This is a genomic window from Zoogloea ramigera (assembly GCF_006539865.1).
Classification (GTDB): domain Bacteria; phylum Pseudomonadota; class Gammaproteobacteria; order Burkholderiales; family Rhodocyclaceae; genus Zoogloea; species Zoogloea ramigera.
Map to the genome: position 1 here is coordinate 1 of NZ_BJNV01000076.1, position 18,916 is coordinate 18,916.

The window sequence follows — 18,916 nt, forward strand, 5'->3', positions numbered from 1 at the left end:
GCAAGGAAACTTGGGGCGGCCCTGCGTCTCCTTGAGAGTCGCCCATCTCCCGCGGGTCGACGCCGCGCTTGGCGCCGACGCCGGCCAGCCAGCCCGCGTCCGATAGCGCGACGCAGAGGGTCTCGCGCTGGCGCGACCAGCCGGCCAGGTGGCCGAGGCGGCGGATGGCGCCGCGCTGCACCAGGCCCATCGTGCCCGCATAGTGGTAGGGCCACACGGTTTCGGGGCCGTGGCGGTCCATCGCCTCGCGCAGCCGCGCGGCCAGCAGGTCGAGGGCCTCGCTCCAGCCGATGGGTGTGAAGCGGCCTTCGCCCTTGGCGCCGACCCGCAGCAGCGGCTGGCGCAGGCGGTCGGGGTGGTTGGCCCGCTCGGCGTAGCGGGCCACCTTGGCGCAGATCACCCCGTCGGTGTAGGGCTGGTCGCCGCCCCGCACGCGGCCGATGCGGCCCTCGGCGGTGACTTCGACCTGGAGGGCGCACACGCTGGGGCAGTCGTGGGGGCAGACGCTGGGGCGGAGCAGGGCGGGCATGGGGCGGGCCGGGGCATGAGCTTGAAGCGGCTTATTGTCGCGCCGCGCCGGCCATCCGGCGAGGCCCACTGCGGTGCCGCGTGGGCGAGATCCGCCGCCCGGGCTATCATGAATCAACACAGCGGCCGCGGAGGGCAGGGCTGCCATGCACAAACGCAGGCGTTTCTTCTTTTACAAGGCCCGCGCCGCCGACTGGGTGCGGCGGGGGATGCGTGTGCCTTTCATCCTGGCCTCGGTGGCGTGCTCGCTGGCCTGGGCTGATGGCAGCGAGCTGCCCCAGAAGAAACCCGCCGGCCGCAAGCTGGGGCTGTCGATCCAGGTGCAGGGCGGCGGCTGGGGGCGGGGGCGCAAGGAGTCGATCGAGACGGTGCTCAATGCGGTGGCCGACACCCTGATCGCGCGCCTTCCGCCGGGGCGCTTCGCGGCGCCCATCGTCGTCACCCACACCGACGGCCCGCCGGTGGCGCTGTATGGGCGGGGCAGCGCGGGCGAGTACCGCATCCGCCTGCACGCCCGCGACGACAACTGGCACCTGTATGCCTACGAGTTTGCCCACGAGCTGTGCCACGTGCTGTCCAACTACGACGCCCAGCCGGCCACCCACCGCGACAACCAGTGGTTCGAGGAGGCCCTGTGCGAGACGGCCTCGCTGTTCACCCTCCGCCACCTCGCCCAGCGCTGGGAGGCGCAGCCGCCGGGCCCGGAGTGGGTGGGCGAGGCGGCGCGCCTGCGGGGTTTCTTCGAGCTGCTGATCGGTGAGGGCCACCGCCTGCTGCCCGCCGATGCGCCGCTGGCCGCCTGGCTGCGCGACAACGAGGACGGCCTGCGCCGTGACCCCTACCTGCGGCAGAAGAACGAGGTGCTCGCCAACCTGCTGCTGCCCCTCTTCGAGCACGACCCCGACAACTGGCAGGCGCTGGCCTACCTCAACCTCGACCCGGCCGATGCCCGCAGCAGCCTGCGCGCCTACCTCTCCCGCTGGTACGCCAGCACGCCGCCGGCGCACCGGGCGCTGGTGGCCGGAGTGCTGGGCCTGCTGGCCCTCGACGACGTGGTGCCGCCGTCGCACCCGCCCGGGCCGCTGCAGGCGTCGGCCGACTGATTCGGCGCGTCAGATAGTCTGCTTCAGATAGTACTTTTCCGACAAAAACTGTCGACTATCATGAAGTGTGGTTAACGTGGATGCGAAACCGTCTCTCGGGCGGAGCACTCCTCGACGGCCTTGCGGAGACGGCGCGCAACATCGCCCCGCAGGCCGACAGTGCCGGGCGGGCAGCACCGCCGGCACGCGTGCCACTGTCTTTCAGGGAGGATCCACTCAACGGAGGACAACATGAAAAACAGTCTCTTGGCCAGGATGGCAGCCGGTTTCGTGGTGGGCGGCGTCCTCGCAGTGGTGCCGATGGGCACCGCACAGGCGGAGCACAACGATTTCTACGACAGCGTGAAAGAACTCAGCGGCAGGGCGCCCATGCAGGGCAGCGGTGACATGTACGACTCGATGGAGCCGACCGCGGCCGGCCCGCAAGGCCCGGTCCGCACCGACATGATGAAGGACGCCGGTGCCTACGATTCGCGGGGCTATTACTACGACGCCGGGAAGTCGTCGGGTTGGTCGCAGTGGTCCGACCTCAGCCGCCAGATGGGCCCGATCGGCGGGGACGGCACCAACTGAGGTGCTCGCATTCCATGCCCGCCTGCCCACGCGCCGCCCCTCGAAGGGCGGCGCTGCATTTCAGGGGGCGCCACAGCTTCAGTCAGGGATCTCGGGCTCCACGAGCCGTGCCAGGTGCTCCAGCGACTCCTGCCAGCCGAGGTAGCAAAACTCCGTGGGAATCGCCTCGGGTATGCCCTCCTGCACGATGCTCAGCTCGGCACCGCAGGCCACCGCCCACAGGGTCACCGTGGTCACCATTTCGCCGGGCAGGTTCGGGTCGTCGAACTGGTCGGTGTAGCGGATGCGTTCGTCCGGCGTGAGCTCCAGGTAGCGGCCGCCGAAGGAATGGCTGTTGCCCGTGGTGAAGTTGCGGAATGCCATCCTGAAGCTGCCGCCGACCCGGGCGTCCAGCTGCTCGATCTTGCAGGTGAAGCCGTTGGGCGGAAGCCACCGGGCGAGGGCCTCCCCGTCGAGGAAGGCACGGTAGATCTTTTCGGGTCTGGCGCGCAGCACGCGGTGCAGGCGGACGGTTCCGGTGGGCATGGTCTCTCCTTTGGTCGGGGGCGACGCGCAGCGGTCGTCGCCGCTCGATTCACCTTAGCCGAAGGCTGGCTGGTGTGCCCGGCCGATTCGCCCCATCGCGCGGGGCCCGCCGCTCACACCACGCCGCCGAGCCGGCTGGCCAGCCAGTGGTAGCTCGGGATGCCGACCATCAGGTTGAAGGGAAAGGTGATCCCCAGCGCGGCGCCGATCGACAAGGCCGGGTTGGCCTCGGGCACGGCGATCCGCATGGCCGCCGGGGCGGCGATGTAGGAGGCGCTGGCGTACAGGGTGGCCACCAGCGCGGCGCCGCCCACGCTCATGCCCAGCAGGCTGGCGGTGAGGGCGCCGAGGGCGCCGGCGAACAGCGGCATGCCGATCGCGAAGCCGAGCAGGAAGGCACCGGCCCGGCGCAGGTCGCCCAGCCGGCTGGCCGCCACCAGCCCCATCTCGAGCAGGAAGATCGCCAGCGCGCCCTTGAAGAGGTCGAAGAACACCTTGTCGAGGGGCTTGATGCCCTCACCGCCGGCCACCCAGCCGATCAGCAGGCCGCCCACCAGCAGCACGATGCTCTTGCCGGCGAACACCTCGTGCAGCACCTTGCCGAGGCCGGCCTGCGCCTGGCCGCGCTTGGCCAGCCAGACCCCGACCATCAGCGCCGGAAACTCCAGCAGCACCAGAAAGACCGCCATGTAGCCCTCGTACTGTTCGCCGAGCTTGCTCAGGTAGGCGGAGCCGACGGCAAAGGTCACCACGCTGACCGAGCCGTAGTGCGCCGCCACCGAGGCCGCGTCGGCCCGCGACAGGCGGCCCGGGCCCAGCAGCAGCGGGAAGGCGATCAGCGGCAGCGAAGCGCCGATGCCCACGATGACGAGCGCCGGCAGCAGCAGCTCGGCGAGGGGCTGGCGGGCCAGCTCGACGCCGCCCTTCAGGCCGATGGCGAGCAGCAGGAAGATGCTCAGCGATTCGTGCAGCACGGCGGGGATCTTCAGGTCCGAGCGCAGCAGCCCGGCCAGCAGGCCGAGCAGGAAAAACAGGATCACGGGTTCAAGGGGCATGGCGGGTTCCGGAGGCAATCTCGATGGGGCGCACTATTCCAGCCGCGAGGCATTAAATCCAATTAAACTTTAGACGGATTTGTATTTATAAAAACTTATATGTCTCGCCGTCACCTCACCTCCCGCCAGCTCGAAACCTTCGCCACCGTGGCCCGCCTGGGCAGCTTCTCGCGGGCGGCCGAGGCGCTGCACCTCACCCAGCCGGCCGTGTCGATCCAGATCCGGCAGATCGCCGACAGCGTCGGGCTGCCCCTGTTCGAGCAGACCGGCCGCGACATCCGCCTCACCGCCGCCGGCCATGAGCTGCTGCAGACGGCCCGCGAGCTGGACGACAGCTGGAGCCGCTTCGCGTCGGCCATCGACGCCCTGAAGGGCCTCCGGAAGGGCCGCCTGCGGGTGGCCCTGGTGACCACCGCCAAGTACTTTCTGCCGCGGATGCTGGGCAACTTCTGCCGGCGCTACCCGGACATCGACATCGAGCTGGAGGTGGCCAACCGGGCCCGCATCGTCGAGCGCCTGCGCGCCAACGAGGACGACCTCTACATCATGTCGTTTCCGCCGGAGGAGCTCGATGTGGTGGCCCGGCCCTTCCTCGACAATCCGCTGGTGGTCATCGCGCCAGCGGACTACCCCTTGCCGGCGGGCCCACTCACGCTGGCGGACCTCGTCGCGCACCCCTTCCTGCTCCGCGAGGCCGGCTCAGGCACCCGCCGGGCCATCGACCGGCATCTGCTGAAAAGCGGCCACGCCCTCAACGTCAAGCTCTCCCTCGGCAGCAACGAGGCCATCCGCGATCTCGTCGCCACCGGCATGGGCCTCGCGATCCTGTCGCGCCACGTGCTGGGCGAGAACCCGGCGCAGGGCGGCATCCGCATCCTCGAGGTCGAGGGCTTTCCGCTCCGGCAGCCGTGGTCGGTGGTCCACCTGCGCCAGAAGATCCTGTCGCTGCCGGCACGGGCCTTTATGGACGAACTCTTGCCGGCGCTCGATGGGGCGCCCCCGGCGGGTGCTTGAAGGACGGCGGAACGGCCTGCCTAAATATGCTTTTGGAGTTTTCGTGAGGCTTGGTTTCTGATTCTTTTGTGGTGCCCTGAAAATGCTTTCGGGGTTTGTTCTGCGCTGCTCCTGCAGCGTCGGGTAAACCCCCAAAAATCCTTGTGGTGAAAGGGTTTACGCCCTATTTTGGGGTACTTTCGAGGCCGCTCCTTTCTGGCAGAATGGTCTGCATGAGGTATCTGAAAGGGCTGCTGCGAGCCGGCGGCCCGGGGCAGCGTTTGCCTTACCTCCAAAGATATATTTCATATGCCACTTAAGGAGACAGCCATGGACGCACGTGTCCGCGAACTCGTCAAAGCCACCATTCCGGTCCTCAAGGAACACGGGGTGGCTCTCACCACCTATTTCTACCAGCGCATGTTCCGCGGCAACCCGGAGCTCACCCAGATCTTCAACCGCAGCCACAACGACAGCGGCAAGCAGCCCACCGCGCTGGCCATGTCGGTGCTGGCCTACGCCGAGAACATCGACGACCCGTCGGTGCTCGCCCCGGTGATCACCCTGATCGCCAACAAGCATGCCAGCCTCGGCATCCGCGCCGAGCATTACCCCATCGTCGGCAAGCACCTGCTCGCCTCGATCAAGGAGGTGCTGGGGGATGCCGCCAGCGACGAGCTGATCGACGCCTGGGGCGTGGCTTACGGGGTGCTTGCCGACGTGCTGATCGAAGCCGAAGGCAAGCTCTACACCGCGGCCGCCAACCAGGAGGGCGGCTGGTCGGGCTGGCGGCCGTTCCGGATCATCGACAAGGTGGCCGAGAGCAGCGAGATCACGTCCTTCTACTTCGCCCCCACCGACGGCGGCCCGCTGCCGGCCTTCCGCCCCGGCCAATACACCACGCTGCGCGTGTTCGTGCCCGAATGGGGCGTCACCCAGCCGCGCCAGTACACCCTGTCCGACGCGCCCGGCCTGCCGCACTTCCGCATCTCGGTGAAGCGCGAGGACGCCACCGACGCGACGCCGGCCGGCCGTGTCTCCAATCTGCTGCACGCCAGCTACAACAAGGGCGACATCATCGACCTGGCGGTGCCTTTCGGCGACTTCTACCTCCACGAAGACCGTCACACGCCGGTGGTGCTGATCAGCGGCGGGGTGGGGGTGACCCCGATGATCTCGATGCTCAAGCACCTGATCTCCACCGCCAAGGACCGGCAGGTGCAGTTCATCCACACCTGCCGCAACGCCGAGGTGCTGGCCTTCGGGGCCCGCCTGCACAAGGCCGCCGCCGACAACCCGCAGCTCGAGGTGCGCATCTTCCACGACGCCGGCCCGGTGGCCGAGTTCGGCGTGATCGACCGCCTCGACCTCGGCAAGCTCGCGCTGCCGGCCGACGCCGACTACTACCTGTGCGGCCCGGACGGCTTTCTGAGGGCCCACATCGCCCGCCTGCATGAGCTGGGCGTCGACTCAGCCCGCATCCACGCCGAGGTGTTCAGCACCGGCGGCGTGGCGGTGTAAGGCGTTGGTAGCCTGAGCTCGGGGCCGGAAGGCCAGGCCGGCGGAGGCCTGGCCTTTACGCTTCGCCGCGCGCCGGGGGCGCCCGGTGGGCGGCAAGGGGGGGGCAAAAAAGTCGCTCTGGTTTGCGTTGCGGTGGCAGATATTGCCGCACTCGCGCGGGTCTCCAGGCCCGACGGCGGTGCTGCCTCACCTGGCGCTGTTTTTGCTAAGTACCTGGCATTCCGCCCTTTATGGTTCCAGGCCATGAATGCCCTGCAAGGTATCTTCACCAACGCCGTCGCCCTCAACGCCCAGCGCAACCTGGGCGTGTCCCAGAACAGCCTGGCCGGCATCCAGGCCCAGCTCTCGTCCGGTCTGCGCATCAACGGTGCCCGGGACGACGCCGCAGGGCTCGCCATCAGCGAGCGTTTGCAGGCCAACCTGAAAGCCCAGGACAGCTCGATCCGCAGCATCAACCAGGGAATCAGCCTCGTGCAGGTTGCGGATGGCGGTTTGATGAACATCAGCGAATCCCTCCAGCGTGGCTTCGAGCTGGCGGTGCAGGCGGCCAACGGCACGCTGGCCGCCTCTGATCGGGCCAATCTGAACGCGGAGTTCCGCCAGCTTCACGCGGAGATCGACCGGATCGCCGAGGGGACCGAGATCTTCGGGCGCTACCCCCTCGCCGCGACGCCTTCCACGACCATGGGGCAGACCAAGAGCATCAAGGAGGTCTTTGCCGGCGGGCCGACCCTGAACGGCCAGCCCTCGGGGCTCAAACCCATCGGTTTCATCCCCGCCGGCGCCATGGACGTCACCATCACGGTCGATGGTATCGTCGGCGCCGAGGACGACATCCAGATCTTCACCGCCGACGGCAAGCACCTGGTCGGCACGCCCGCCGTGGGGGCCCGCGCCGACTCGTCGTGGCTGAAAAACGGTGTAAGCAGCGTTGCCGATGTCGAGGGCAAGCTGCTGACGGAGGCTTACGGTTTTCAGGCGGGGGTCAGCTTCGACGGCAACCCGCCGCTGGTCGATTACGCCGACACCGCCGGCAAGACCTACAGCCAGGATCTGGCCGATGGCGTCAGCGGGACGTACAAGGGCATGACCTTCACCTACACCGGGGACGGCGACCGCTTCCCCAGTGACACCGACACCACCGACGGCTCCACCGACGCCTATCACGGCGTTGAAAAGCTTCACATCGACACTGTCGACGAGCCCCTGTTTCTGGCGGTCACCGGCCAGGGGATCTTCAACATCAATGCCCAGTGGGGCAGCATGCCCGACGCGCCGCAGCCCAAGAACACGGGGCCGGTGGATATCGTAGTCCGGGCCGATTTCGAGCGGGCCGTCGAGACCGTGACGGTCAACTCCACGCCCTCCGACACCAAGACCCTGGGCCTGGAGTCCGTCGAGATCGACCCGCTCGAGAAGGCCCGGGAGGCCCTCGAAAAGCTCAAGCAGGCGATCGACAAGATCAACAGCTACCGCAGCGACTATGGTGCCGTGAACAATCGCTTCGACTCGGCCATCGGGCTCATCGGGCAGGAGAGCGTCGCCACCGCGGCCACCCGGGGGCAGATCGTCGATGCCGATTACGCAAAGAACACCGCGGCACTGACCCGCCTGGAGATCCAGCAGAAGGTCTCCAACGCGATGCTGGCCCAGGCCAATGTCAACCCGAAGTTCCTGCTGACCTTGCTCGGCGGGTGAGGCGTCGGGTTGCTTGCCGCGCTTCTTTGGCGGGCAGTGGTGGGGGCTGGGGGGCTCCGCGCCCGTTGACGGCGGGATTCCCCGGCTCTGCCCGCGGGTTCAGGCCGCCAGCGCGTTGGGGGGGCTGTCCTCGGCTTCGTCGCTCCGGTCGACGGGGAGGTTGACGGTGAAGGTGGTGCCCTTGCCCACCTCGCTGCTCACGTCGATGCTGCCCTTGTGCTTGCCGATGATGCCGTAGGTGATCGACAGGCCGAGGCCGGTGCCCTTGCCGATGGGCTTGGTGGTGAAGAAGGGCTCGAAGAGGTGCGGGAGGTGCTCGGCGGCGATGCCGCAGCCGGTGTCGCTGATCGCCACCTGAACCGTGCCGTCCGGGGTCTGGCGGGTAGTGATGGTGATCTCACCCTTCTCGGCGATGGCGTGGCCGGCATTGACCAGCAGGTTCATGAACACCTGGTTGAGCTGGGAGGCGATGCAGTACACCTGGGGCAGGGTCTGGTCGTAGTGCTTGACCACGGTGCATTTGTACTTGAGCTCGTTCCAGATGATGTTGAGGGTGGAGTCGAGGCAGGCGTGGAGGTCGGCCCAGCCGAAGCCGGATTCGCCGACCCGGGAGAAGTCCTTGAGGTTCTGGACGATGTCCTGGACGCGGGTCAGGCCGTCCTGGGATTCGGCCAGCAGCTGGAAGATGTCTTCGTGGAGGAAGTCGAAGTCCTCGCGCTGCTTGATTGCGGCGAGGGCCGCGAGGGCCTCCGGCGGCATGGATTCGGCGGCCTTGGTGTCGTAGGCTTGGATGATGCCGAACAGGCTGTCGAGGTAGCCCTTGAGCGTCGTGACGTTGGAGCGCACGAAGCCGATGGGGTTGTTCAGCTCGTGGGCCACCCCTGCGGCGAGCTGGCCGAGGGAGGCCATCTTTTCGGACTGGAGGAGCTGGTTCTGGGCTTCCTCGAGCTTGCGGTTGAGCTCGCGCTGGTGGGCGAGGGAGGCGGCGAGCTGCTCCCGCTCGGTGCGCAGCATGGCGTCGGCGGCCACCTTGTCGGTCACGTCGCTGGCGTACACCACCACCCGCGGCGGCTCGCCGGGCACCGGGTAAACCGTGACATGGAAGATGCGCTTGTCCCGGGCGGCGTCGATCTCGGCGCTGCGGCCGGTGTCCATCACTTCGGCGATCAGGTCGGCGAGGGGGATGCCGAACTCGGAGGGCAGCAGGTCGAACAGGTTGCAGCCGGCCAGCCGGGTCGGGGTGAGGCCGAACTGCTCGGCGCCGATCCGGTTGATGGCCATGATCGCGCCGTCGAGGGTGATCATCACGATGAGCTGGTCGGCGCTGTCGAGCACCGCGCTGAGGGTGGCGGTGCGCTCGGCGACGCTGGATTCTAGGGCGGTGTTGTAGTCCCGCAGCGCGTCCTGGGCCTGCTTGAGCTTGAGGTGGTTGCGGATGCGGGCCAGCAGGATGGACGGCCGCAGCGGCTTGGTGATGTAGTCGGCGGCCCCCAGCGAGAGGCCGTGCTGCTCGTCCTCGTCATTGACCCGGGCGGTGACGAAGATCACCGGGATGTCGCGGGTCGCCTCGTTGCCCTGCAGGCGCTGGATGACTTCGTAGCCGTCCATCTCCGGCATCATCACGTCGAGCAGGATCAGGTCGGGGCGGGGCTCGGCGGCGGCGATCTGCAGCGCGATGGGGCCGGATTCGGCGGTCAGCACCCGGAAGTGCCCCTCCAGCATGCGGCTGACGCCCTTCAGGTTGATCCGCGAGTCATCCACCACCAGGATGGTGGCCAGCGCTTTGCCGGGGGGGGCCGGGTTGTCCGGGGTCGTTACCATGTTCGTCTCCGTCTGCCGGGTCTGCCTGGGGCCGGGCAATTCTTGATCTGGAGAATGGATTACGGATGCGTCCCCGCCCGACTTGAGATCTGAACGAAGCTAAAATATCAAAAACGTTAAAATCAACATAATTTTTGGGTGTCGGGGCGAGCAAGGCCGGGCTTGGCCCGGCCCGGTTCAGATCTTGAACTGCTTGACCTGGGTGGAGATCTGCCGGCCGAGGGCTTCCAGGCGTTCGGCGGTGCTGCTGGCCTGGACGGAGGTGATGTTGTTCTCCTCCGCCACCCGCGCCACGTGCTCGGTCTGGACGGCCACCTGCTGGCTGGCGATGTTCTGCTCACCCATCGCCAGGTTGATGTCCTGGACCAGGTCGATGAGCTGATCGGCGTTCTCGCGGATTTCGGTGATCGCGGCGGCGGCCTCCCGGGCCAGGGCCGAGCCGTGTTCCGCCTGCGCCACCGACTGCCCCATGATCTCGTTGACCTGGACCGACAGGGACTGGACAGCCTGGACCATGGTGGAGATCTCGGCGGTGGACACCGAGGTGCGCTCGGCCAGCCGGCGCACTTCGTCGGCCACCACGGCGAAGCCGCGGCCGTTCTCGCCGGCCCGGGCGGCCTCGATGGCGGCATTTAGCGCGAGCATGTTGGTCTGTTCGGCCACTTCCCGGATGACCCCGACGATACTCGAGATGCGGCTGGCCTCCCGGGTCAGGTCGTTGATCACCAGCGAGGCGCGCTGCACCTCGTCGGAGATCGCGGCCATCTCGGCGGTGGCGCCGAGGATGGTCTGGCTGCCGTCGCGGGAGCGCACGCCCGCCACCTTGGCCCGGTCGACGGCAATCGCGGCGCTCTCGGTGATGTGGTTGATGCTGACCGTCATCTCCTCGATGGCGGCCGCCATCGCCGAGGCGGAGTCGCTGGCGACATGGGATTGCTGCGACGCGCTGACCGATGCCTGAGACATCTCCTGGGCCGCCAGATCCACCTTCGAGACGGTGTCGAGCAGCTCGTTGAAGGTCAGGCGGAGTGTCTCGAGCAGGCGCATGATCGCCTCGCCGGTCTGGCCGACTTCGTCATTACGCATCTGCGGGGGCGGCAGGGTGAAGTCGTGGCTCTGCTCCACGCGCTGGCAGAAGCGTTGCAGCTCGCCCAGGGGGGCAGACACGAGCTTGCGGATGACGACGGTGATCAGGATCGGCAGCACGACGACCAGGGCCAGCCCGATCAGGCCGGCCAGATACATGATGCGGTGCATGTCGCGGCCCAGGTCGTCGATGCTGGCGCCCGACACGATCACCCACGACAGGCGCTCGTTGTGGCCATAGGCGGCGATCTTGGGCTTGCCGGTGGCGGCGCCGGCATTGCGCACGGTGTAGCTGAGCAGCCCCTGCTTCTTCTCGAGCATTTCCTTCACGATGAAGCGGCCGTCGGTGTCGGCGATCTCCAGCCCGCTCTTGCCCTCCAGGTCGGGGTGAACGACGAAGTTGCCAGCGGTCGGGCCCGCCTTGGCGTTCAGCACGAAGACGTAGCCCTCCTTGCCGATCCGGGTGGTCTTGATGCGAGCGGTCAGGGCCTGCAGCTCGTCGGTGAAGTCGACGCCGATGAACAGCACCCCGATGACCTGGCCGGCCTCCTGGATCGGCACGTACTTCGTGTAGTAGTCGCGGCCGAAGAGGCGGGCAGGGCCGCGGTAGAGGTCGCCCTTCATGACTTTCGCGTAGGCGGGGTGGCTGCGGTCGAGGACGGTTCCCACCGCCCGGGAGCCGTCTTCCTTCTTGACGGAGGTGGTGATGCGCACGAAGTCGTCGCCATCCCGCACGAACACCGTCGCCACGCCGCCGGTTTCCTTGGTGAACGCATCCACCAGCCCGAAATCCAGGTTGAGCGGCTTGCCGCCCAGGCGCAGCTGCGGCACCAGGCGCTCACCTACCTTGGTGGTGGCGGTGTCGAGGCGCAGCGGCTCGTGGATGCTGAACTGGAGGGCAGTCATCAGGCGGTCGGCCCCTTTCTCCACCTGTACGGCGAAGACATCCACCATGTCCAGCATGGTGGCGTTCACGGACTCCACGGAACCCGTCGCGGCCTCCCGGATGAGCTTGTCCGAGACCTGACTGAGCACGACCGAACCGACCGCGAAGGCGACCAGCAGGACTCCGACGATGACCGAGGTCAGCTTCTGTCCCAGGCTGTTCATGCGAAACATGTTGTTTTTCTCCGATGAGGTTGCCCCGTCGAGGAGGGCTGGCGGTCGCTCGGGTGCCGGCATTCCAACGGCCCCATCGCCCCGTTGCGGGAGTTGGGGGGGTGGGCCCGGATGAATGGAGGCACGATCAATCTGGTTTATATCGGCGTGCCGTGCGTTAACTGGAGCTTTGCTGTGTCACCGGCCACGCCTGGCGTGCCCATCCTGCGTGGAGGAGGGCGCTGCGGGCATGTTTGGCGGAAACTTCAGGTAGATTCCGCATCCCCGACCCGAAAGCCCATCTCCCATGCAAGCCCTTCTCGACGCCATCGCCCGGATGCCCATGCCCGCCGACGCCTGCCGGATCTTCCACGGACGGGGTGGTTTGTACCCGGGCTGCGAACAGTGGACGCTGGACGCCTTTCCGCCGGTGTGGCTGCTGACCAGCTTCCAGCCGGTGGAGGAGGCCGAGCTGGCGAGCCTGCACGACGCCCTGTCGGCGCGCTGGGCGCAGCTCAATCCCGGGCAGCCGCTCAACTGGGTCTTCCAGTATCGCCACGAGGCCCGCGCCGAGACGCGGCTGATGGCGGGCAGCGTGCCGGAGCCCCACGTGGTCAACGAAAACGGGGCTGCCTTCCGGGTGCATCTGCTGCGCGGCCTCAACCACGGCTTCTTTGTCGACATGGCCGAGGGGCGCCGCCGGGTGCGCGAGCTGGTGGCGGCGCGGCCGGGCGCCAAGGTGCTCAACCTGTTCGCCTACACCTGCTCGTTTTCGGTGGTGGCGCTGCTGGCAGGCGCCCGCCAGGTCACCAACGTGGACATGAGCGACGGCGCGCTCGCCATCGGCAAGCGCAACCACCTGCAGAACGGCCTCACCGCCGGGGCGAGCTTCCTGCCCCATGACATTTTCAACTCGTGGGGCAAGATCACCCGGGGCGGGCCCTACGATCTGGTCGTCCTCGACCCGCCCAGCTACCAGAAGGGCAGCTTCGTCGCCGAGAAGGATTACGCCCGGCTCATCCGCCGTCTGCCAGGCCTGCTGGCCCCGGGCGGGCACGCGCTGCTGTGCCTGAACTCCCCCAAGCTGGGGGTGGGTTTCCTGCACGACCAGGTGCAGGCGCTGGCGCCCGGGCTGGCCTTCTGCGAGCGCCTGCCCAATCCGCCGGCGTTTGCCGACGTGTCGGACGAGCGCTCGCTGAAGGTGCTGCTCTACCGGGCGGCGGGCTGACGGGGGGGCATCGTCGGGGCCGCACCCGGTTGGTTCATGGGCTCCTATAGGTAGCCCTTATAATTCGATAGAAATATTCAGTGCGCCGGATGTTGCGCTGCAGCAAATGCTGTTCTAAGATTGGTTTGTCTCCTCCACCCTCCTCCTTTGGTGTGGATTTAACCCGGGCCCGCAAGCGCCCGGGTTTCTTTTTTTGTGCGTGCCGCCGGTGCAGCGTGGCCGTGCAAGGTGATGAAGCGGCTGCGTTTGCCGGCTAAGATAGGGCTCCCTTCCCACCCTATCGGACGACAAGAATGACTCAGCGCATCAACCCCGCACCGACCCTGACCCTGGCCAACGGCGTCGAGATGCCCCAGCTCGGCCTGGGCACCTGGCCCATGAACGACGCCGAAGCCGCCGTCACGGTGGCCGCCGCCCTCGACATGGGCTACCGGCTCATCGACACCGCCGAGAACTACGAAAACGAGCGCGGCGTGGGTGAGGGCATCCGCCAGTCCGGTGTGGCCCGCGCGGATATCTTCGTCACCACCAAGTTCAACCGCAAATGGCACAGCGTCGACGGCGCCCGCGCGGCCTGTGAGGCCAGCCTCGAGCGCCTCGGCCTCGACTACATCGACCTGCTGCTGGTGCACTGGCCGAACCCCGACCAGGGCCGCTACGTGGAGGCCTTCCAGGGCCTGGTGCGCCTGCTCGAGGCGGGGCTGGTCAAGTCGATCGGCACCTCCAACTTCAAGCCGGCCCACCTGCAGAAGCTGTTCGACCTGGGCCTCGTGCCCCACCTCAACCAGATCCAGCTCGACCCCTACCACCTGCGCGACGACCTCGTCGACATCCACCGCGCCAGGGGCATCGTGACGGGCGCATGGCGGCCGCTGGGCTGCGGCAACGCGATGCTCACCGACCCGGTGATCGCCGCGGTGGCCGAGCGCCACGGGCGCACCACCGCCCAGGTGATCCTGCGCTGGCTGACGCAGCAGGGCTTCGTCGCCACGCCCAAGTCGTCCAACCCGACGCGGATGGCCCAGAACCTCGACATCTTCGGCTTCACCCTGTCCGCCGACGAGATGGCCCTGCTGGGCACCCTCGACCGCCCCGACCCGGAGATGTTCGACGCCGACAGCTTCGGGCATTGATCGGCGCGCTGGCTTTGCCGGCCCGATGCCGGCCGGCACGCCCGACGAGAAGGATGCACGAGTGAATCCAGAACTGCTGCAACGCCTGGTCAGCCAGGAGATGCCCTACGGCAAGTACAAGGGGCGCCTCATTGCCGACCTGCCCGGGCACTACCTCACGTGGTTCGCCCGGCAGGGCTTTCCGGCCGGCGAGATCGGCCAGCTGCTGGCCTTGATGCACGAGCTCGACCACAACGGCTTGTCGGGCCTGCTCGCGCCCCTGCGCAGGGTGAAGGAGAATCCATAGAGGGTTTTTATTGATAAATAGAAATTATCATGTTGCGACGCAATAACGGTCGCAATAATATTCTCCCTGTCTCCTCCACCCTCCTCCTTTGGTGTGGATTTAGCCCGAGCCCTCAAGGTGCTCGGGCTTTTTTCTTTGTGGCGCCACATTCGTGGGCGCCCACGCCGGCCCCGGCGTTCTCCTCCCCCTGCCATCACCCTGGTCGCTTGCGCTCCTGTGGAGCTGCCGTCGCCGCGTTCCCGCTTTGCAACGGCCCGACGGCCCGGCTAGGAGCTGCCGCAAAATTCGTCTAGCATCGGCGCGCTGCGGCCTCCTGCGTGGAGGCCTTCGGGTTTCATCCTGCGCGTCGAGGGCGCTCCCATGATCATGTCGATTCTCCGGCGCGTGTCGTGCCGTGCTGCGCTGCTGATGGTGGCGGCTGTCCAGGTCGCGGGCGCTGCCGAGCCACCACCAGGGCCTGCGCTTGAAGGCGCCGTCGACCCGGCGCTGCGCCGCATCGCCAGCCTCCATGCGGGTAGCTTCGGCGGCAAGCGCCTGCGCTATGAGGCGGTGGTCGAGGAGATCATCGTGCCCGACCGTCAGGGCCGGCCGGCGGCGAGCCTGGTCAGCTTCAGCTATCTGCAGCGCCAGCCCCGCCCGGCGCCAGCGCGGCCGGTGCTGTTCGTCTTCAACGGCGGCCCGGGGTCGGCGTCGATCTGGACCCACTTCGGCATGCTGGGCCCCCGGCAGGTCCGCTTTGCCGACCCGGTTCGCCCGCCCACCGCGCCGCCCTTCGAGATCGGCGACAACCCTCACTCGCTGCTCGATGTGGCCGACCTGGTGTTCATCGACCCGGCCCTCACCGGCTACAGCCGCCTGTTGCCCGGCGCCCGGGCCGAAGACTTCCTGGGCGTCACCGAGGACGCCCGCGCCACCGCCGATTTCATGCGCCAGTGGCTCACCCGCCATGGCCGCTGGAACGCGCCCAGGTTCCTGGTCGGCGAGTCCTACGGCACGATCCGCGCCATCGCCCTCGCCGACATGCTCAGCGGCGGTGTGCTGCCGCCCCACGGCAGCCTGGGGGCGATCACCCTGAACGGCATCGCGGTGCTCGGCCCCGCCTTCACGCTCGGTGGCGGCCGGGTGGCGGGCGACGACCGGCGGCACCTGACCCATCTGCCCGCGATGGCGGCGGCGGCCTGGTACCACGGCCGGCTGGGGCCGGAGGTGGGCTCCGTCGAGGCCGCCATGGCCGCGGCCCAGGCCTTCGCCCGCGACGACTACCTGAAGGCCCTGGATGCCGGCTACCTGCTCGCCGCCCCCGAGCGCGAGCGCATCGCCGCCCGGCTGGCCGAACTCACCGGCGTGCCGGCGCCGGCCTGGCTGCAGTCCAACCTGCGCCTCGGCCCGGCGGCCTTCCAGAACCTGCTGTTGCAGGGGCGCGGCCAGCAGGTCGGTGCCTACGACCTGCGCTACACCTTGCCCGCCCAGCCCAGCGGCGGCGACCCGGTGGTGGACGACCCGGCCATGGGCCAATACACCCCGGGCTTCATCGCGGCCTTCCACGAATACCTCACCAAGGAGCTCGGGGTGGGGTTTGCCGAGCCCTACCTGCCCATCGTGTGGGACCGGGTCAACTTCAAGTGGAACTACGGCGCCAGCCCGGGCGTCACGTTGCCGCGCAACGACGCCACCGCCCTGGCCGTCGCGATGCGCCGCAACCCGGCGCTGCAGGTGTTCGTGGCGGCCGGCTACTACGATCTGGTGACGCCCCTGGCGGCGGCCGAATACGCCCTGGCCCACGCGCCCATCCCCCGTGAGCGGCTGACCATCAAAGGCTCTCCTTCGGGCCACATGCCCTACCTGGGCGAGGACTCGGCCCGCGCCCTGGCGGCCGATCTGCGCGCCTTCGTGCGTGGCGCGGTGCGCCCGGCCGCGGCGCCCTGAGCGCGGGGTGGCCGGGGGCGGGCGGCTGCCGGCTGGGCTAAACTTCGGCCTGACCCGCCAATCCCCCTCCCGCCCATGAGCCCCACGATCCCCCCCGCTTCCCTGGCCTCCGACGCCGATCCCCGTTCGCCCCGCCTCGACGACGTCGGGAGCGCAGGCCAGGCCCCGCAGCGCCTTCTGGCCCGCCACGGGCTGCCGACGCGCTGGGCTGGCCGCGAGGCCTTCACGATCGTCGAGACGGGCTTCGGGCCCGGCCTCGATTTTCTGGCCACCTGGGCCGCCTGGCGGGCCGACCCGTCGCGCAGCCGGCGTCTGCACTTCATCGCCATCGAAAAGCACCCCCTGCAGGCCGATGATCTGGCCCGCCTGCAGGCCGCCTGGCCCGAGCAGGGCGCGCTGGCCGCCGAGCTCCGCGACCAGTGGCCGCCCCTGTTGCCGGGCTCCCACCGGCTGAGCTTCGACGACGGCCGGGTTACCCTCGACCTGATCTTCGGCGATGTCGCCCTGGCGCTGCTCGACGCCCGCGCCGACGCCTTCCATCTGGACAGCCTCACGCCGGCCGCGTTTGCCCAGCTGGCCCGTCTGGCCGCCCCGGGGGCGAGCCTCAGCTGCGAGGAGGGGGCGGAGGAGGTGCGTCTGGGTCTTCAGGCTGCTGGCTTTGCAGTGGCTTTGCAGCCGGGCGGCGGCGCTGATCGGCCGCTGCTGGTGGGCCGCTTCGAGGGCGATGCCATGCCGCCCGCGCTGCCGGCCGAACGCCGTGCGCTGGTGATCGGCGCCGGCGTGGCTGGCACCTCGGTGGCCGAGCGCCTCGCCGCCCGCGGCTGGCAGGTCACCGTTGTCGACGAGGCCGACGGGCCGGGCCAGGGGGCCTCGGGAAACAAGGCCGGGGTGTTCCGCCCGCTGCCCAGCCTCGACGACAACCGCCTCGCCCGCATCACCCGGGCGGGTTTCTTGTACGGGCTGCGCCATCTTGAGCGCCTCGCCCGGGCGGGCCACGCGCCGCGCTGGGCGCCCTGCGGTGTGCTCCACCTGGCCCGCGACGCCAAGCAGGAGGGCAAGATGCGGGCGGTGGTCGACGCCCACCAGCCGCCCGCCGACTACCTGCGCTTCGTCAGCCGTGAGGAGGCCGGGGAGCTCGCCGGCTGGCCGGTGGAGGCGGGCGGCTGGTGGTTTCCCGGCGGTGGCTGGATCCAGCCGCTCACCCTGTGCGAGGCCAATCTGGCCGCGGCGGGCGAGGCCATCACCCGGCGCTTAGGGCGGCGGCTCGGCGTGCTCGAGCGCAGCGAGGGCGAGTGGGTCGCCCGCGATCCGGCCGGGGCCGAGATCGCCCGGGCGCCGGTGGCGATCCTGGCCAACGGCGTGGGCATCCGCGGGCTGCCCCAGGCGGCGAGCCTGCCGGTGCGGCCGGCCCGGGGCCAGGTCTCCCACCTGCCCGCCGAGCCTGCCAGCGCGCCCCGGGTGGTGGTGTGTCGGCTCGGCTACGTGAGCCCCGAAGTCGACGGGCTGCGCTGCGCCGGCGCCACCTTCGTCGCCGACGACGAGGGTAGCGAGCTGCGCGAGGCCGAGCACCGCGAAAACATGACCAAGCTGGATTTCATCCTGCCCGGCTTTGCGGCGCCCTTCGACCCGGCGAGCCTGGCCGGCCGCGTCGGATTTCGCCCGGCCTCGCCGGACCGCCTGCCCATGATAGGCGCCGTGCCGGCGGTGGCGCAGGCCGCACGGGACACGCCCCTCGGCGACATTCCGCGCCAGCCGGGGCTCTACGCCGTGTCGGGCTTCGGCGCCCGGGGTCTGGTGTGGGCCAGCCTGGCCGGTGAGCTGCTGGCGAGCCAGCTGAATGGCGACCCGCCACCCCTGGCGCGGGATCTGGTGGATGCCATGGACCCGGCCCGTTACCTCCTCAAGCCCCCGCGGCCCGGCTCGGCCGGCGACGAGTAGGCCCCTGCTTTGTAAGCGCGCGTTGCCGCTGTCTGCCGGCGGCGCGGGGTCGGGCGTTGATCTCCTCATCTACCGAGTGCCCCCACACCCCCGTGGGGAACCATGAAACGCGGGGAAGCCCTGCGTTTTCTTGAGAGGAATCTTTCGCCATGAGTACTTCCAAAGCCCCCACCTTGCACCCCATGCTCTGGCTGGCCGCCGCTTCGGTGACTGCGGTCAGCCTGGCGGGTGTCGCCAAGCTTGCGGGTTTGCTGCCCGCGTCGAGCGAGGCCCCCGTCGCTGCGCACGCCGCCGCGCCGATGCCGGCCGCGGAGCCCGTCCCGGCCCCGGTCGCCAAGCCCTTGCCGCCGGCCCAGGCCGAGCCGGCCCACGAGGCCGCGCCGCGCCGGCTTGCCACCGTAACC

At 68.8% G+C, this 18,916-nt stretch carries 15 protein-coding genes and 1 pseudogene; 11 read left to right on the plus strand and 5 right to left on the minus strand.

The features are described 5' to 3' along the window. Window positions 1–529, minus strand: a 529-nt coding sequence (locus ZRA01_RS17195) for a molybdopterin-dependent oxidoreductase (protein WP_141354492.1), incomplete at its 3' end; no start/stop codon positions are given. Window positions 530–674: 145 nt separating this feature from the next. Between ZRA01_RS17195 and ZRA01_RS17200 the strand changes: the two genes are divergently transcribed. Both ZRA01_RS17200 and ZRA01_RS17205 read left to right on the plus strand, forming a co-directional pair. Next, window positions 675–1,631 carry a hypothetical protein gene (locus ZRA01_RS17200; RefSeq protein ID WP_141354494.1) on the plus strand — a complete coding sequence of 319 codons (957 nt, stop codon included), beginning with the start codon at window positions 675–677 and terminating at the stop codon, window positions 1,629–1,631. Window positions 1,632–1,862: 231 nt separating this feature from the next. Beyond that, window positions 1,863–2,204: a hypothetical protein gene (locus ZRA01_RS17205; RefSeq protein WP_141354496.1), complete on the plus strand. Its 342-nt coding sequence runs from the start codon at window positions 1,863–1,865 to the stop codon at window positions 2,202–2,204. Between the two features lie 78 nt (window positions 2,205–2,282). Here ZRA01_RS17205 and ZRA01_RS17210 read toward each other — a convergent pair whose 3' ends face one another. Further along, complete coding sequence (locus tag ZRA01_RS17210; RefSeq protein WP_141354498.1) at window positions 2,283–2,729, minus strand: SRPBCC family protein; 447 nt, start codon at window positions 2,727–2,729, stop codon at window positions 2,283–2,285. A 113-nt stretch (window positions 2,730–2,842) separates the two neighbouring features. Further along, complete coding sequence (locus ZRA01_RS17215) at window positions 2,843–3,784, minus strand: sodium-dependent bicarbonate transport family permease (protein WP_141354500.1); 942 nt, start codon at window positions 3,782–3,784, stop codon at window positions 2,843–2,845. 99 nt (window positions 3,785–3,883) lie between these two features. On the opposite strand from ZRA01_RS17215, the gene ZRA01_RS17220 reads away from it, so the two are divergent. The 3 genes from ZRA01_RS17220 (at window position 3,884) to ZRA01_RS17230 (ending at window position 7,996) form a co-directional block, all read left to right on the plus strand. After that, window positions 3,884–4,798, plus strand: coding sequence for a LysR family transcriptional regulator (locus ZRA01_RS17220; RefSeq protein WP_141354502.1), 915 nt, complete (start codon window positions 3,884–3,886; stop codon window positions 4,796–4,798). Window positions 4,799–5,107: 309 nt separating this feature from the next. Beyond that, window positions 5,108–6,298 carry an NO-inducible flavohemoprotein gene (gene hmpA, locus ZRA01_RS17225; RefSeq protein ID WP_141354504.1) on the plus strand — a complete coding sequence of 397 codons (1,191 nt, stop codon included), beginning with the start codon at window positions 5,108–5,110 and terminating at the stop codon, window positions 6,296–6,298. 243 nt (window positions 6,299–6,541) lie between these two features. Next, window positions 6,542–7,996, plus strand: coding sequence for a flagellin N-terminal helical domain-containing protein (locus tag ZRA01_RS17230; protein WP_141354506.1), 1,455 nt, complete (start codon window positions 6,542–6,544; stop codon window positions 7,994–7,996). Between the two features lie 99 nt (window positions 7,997–8,095). Here the strand turns inward: ZRA01_RS17230 and ZRA01_RS17235 are convergent, their stop codons facing one another. Next, entirely contained in the window at window positions 8,096–9,817 is a 1,722-nt protein-coding gene (locus tag ZRA01_RS17235) for a response regulator (protein WP_141354508.1), read from the minus strand. Between the two features lie 177 nt (window positions 9,818–9,994). Beyond that, a complete protein-coding gene (locus ZRA01_RS17240) occupies window positions 9,995–12,022 on the minus strand; it encodes a methyl-accepting chemotaxis protein (protein WP_170183013.1) in 2,028 nt (675 codons plus the stop codon). 286 nt (window positions 12,023–12,308) lie between these two features. On the opposite strand from ZRA01_RS17240, the gene ZRA01_RS17245 reads away from it, so the two are divergent. The 6 genes and pseudogenes from ZRA01_RS17245 to ZRA01_RS20605 all read left to right on the plus strand — a co-directional run. Next, the gene (locus ZRA01_RS17245) at window positions 12,309–13,229 is read left to right on the plus strand and encodes a class I SAM-dependent methyltransferase (protein ID WP_141354512.1); all 921 of its coding nucleotides are present in this window, start codon (window positions 12,309–12,311) and stop codon (window positions 13,227–13,229) included. Between the two features lie 293 nt (window positions 13,230–13,522). Continuing rightward, window positions 13,523–14,362: an aldo/keto reductase gene (locus tag ZRA01_RS17250; protein WP_141354515.1), complete on the plus strand. Its 840-nt coding sequence runs from the start codon at window positions 13,523–13,525 to the stop codon at window positions 14,360–14,362. A 61-nt stretch (window positions 14,363–14,423) separates the two neighbouring features. Continuing rightward, on the plus strand, window positions 14,424–14,648 hold the full coding sequence (locus ZRA01_RS17255) for a DUF3820 family protein (protein ID WP_141354518.1): 225 nt from the start codon (window positions 14,424–14,426) through the stop codon (window positions 14,646–14,648). Window positions 14,649–15,008: 360 nt separating this feature from the next. Continuing rightward, complete coding sequence (locus ZRA01_RS17260; RefSeq protein ID WP_141354520.1) at window positions 15,009–16,574, plus strand: S10 family peptidase; 1,566 nt, start codon at window positions 15,009–15,011, stop codon at window positions 16,572–16,574. 75 nt (window positions 16,575–16,649) lie between these two features. Then, window positions 16,650–18,512 (plus strand): bifunctional tRNA (5-methylaminomethyl-2-thiouridine)(34)-methyltransferase MnmC2/FAD-dependent 5-carboxymethylaminomethyl-2-thiouridine(34) oxidoreductase MnmC1, encoded by a 1,863-nt coding sequence (gene mnmC / locus ZRA01_RS17265; protein WP_141354522.1) that lies wholly within the window; start codon window positions 16,650–16,652, stop codon window positions 18,510–18,512. A gap of 149 nt (window positions 18,513–18,661) precedes the next feature. Continuing rightward, window positions 18,662–18,916: pseudogene (locus ZRA01_RS20605) on the plus strand (hypothetical protein); the annotation flags it as partial.

What these genes read in the sequence shown, in the direction of transcription:
- ZRA01_RS17200 (WP_141354494.1), top strand. Translation starts at nt 675, where the DNA reads ATGCACAAACGCAGGCGTTTCTTCTTTTACAAGGCCCGCGCCGCCGAC.
- ZRA01_RS17205 (WP_141354496.1), top strand. Translation starts at nt 1,863, where the DNA reads ATGAAAAACAGTCTCTTGGCCAGGATGGCAGCCGGTTTCGTGGTGGGC.
- ZRA01_RS17210 (WP_141354498.1), bottom strand. Translation starts at nt 2,729, where the DNA reads ATGCCCACCGGAACCGTCCGCCTGCACCGCGTGCTGCGCGCCAGACCC.
- ZRA01_RS17215 (WP_141354500.1), bottom strand. Translation starts at nt 3,784, where the DNA reads ATGCCCCTTGAACCCGTGATCCTGTTTTTCCTGCTCGGCCTGCTGGCC.
- ZRA01_RS17220 (WP_141354502.1), top strand. Translation starts at nt 3,884, where the DNA reads ATGTCTCGCCGTCACCTCACCTCCCGCCAGCTCGAAACCTTCGCCACC.
- hmpA (WP_141354504.1), top strand. Translation starts at nt 5,108, where the DNA reads ATGGACGCACGTGTCCGCGAACTCGTCAAAGCCACCATTCCGGTCCTC.
- ZRA01_RS17230 (WP_141354506.1), top strand. Translation starts at nt 6,542, where the DNA reads ATGAATGCCCTGCAAGGTATCTTCACCAACGCCGTCGCCCTCAACGCC.
- ZRA01_RS17235 (WP_141354508.1), bottom strand. Translation starts at nt 9,817, where the DNA reads ATGGTAACGACCCCGGACAACCCGGCCCCCCCCGGCAAAGCGCTGGCC.
- ZRA01_RS17240 (WP_170183013.1), bottom strand. Translation starts at nt 12,022, where the DNA reads ATGTTTCGCATGAACAGCCTGGGACAGAAGCTGACCTCGGTCATCGTC.
- ZRA01_RS17245 (WP_141354512.1), top strand. Translation starts at nt 12,309, where the DNA reads ATGCAAGCCCTTCTCGACGCCATCGCCCGGATGCCCATGCCCGCCGAC.
- ZRA01_RS17250 (WP_141354515.1), top strand. Translation starts at nt 13,523, where the DNA reads ATGACTCAGCGCATCAACCCCGCACCGACCCTGACCCTGGCCAACGGC.
- ZRA01_RS17260 (WP_141354520.1), top strand. Translation starts at nt 15,009, where the DNA reads ATGATCATGTCGATTCTCCGGCGCGTGTCGTGCCGTGCTGCGCTGCTG.
- mnmC (WP_141354522.1), top strand. Translation starts at nt 16,650, where the DNA reads ATGAGCCCCACGATCCCCCCCGCTTCCCTGGCCTCCGACGCCGATCCC.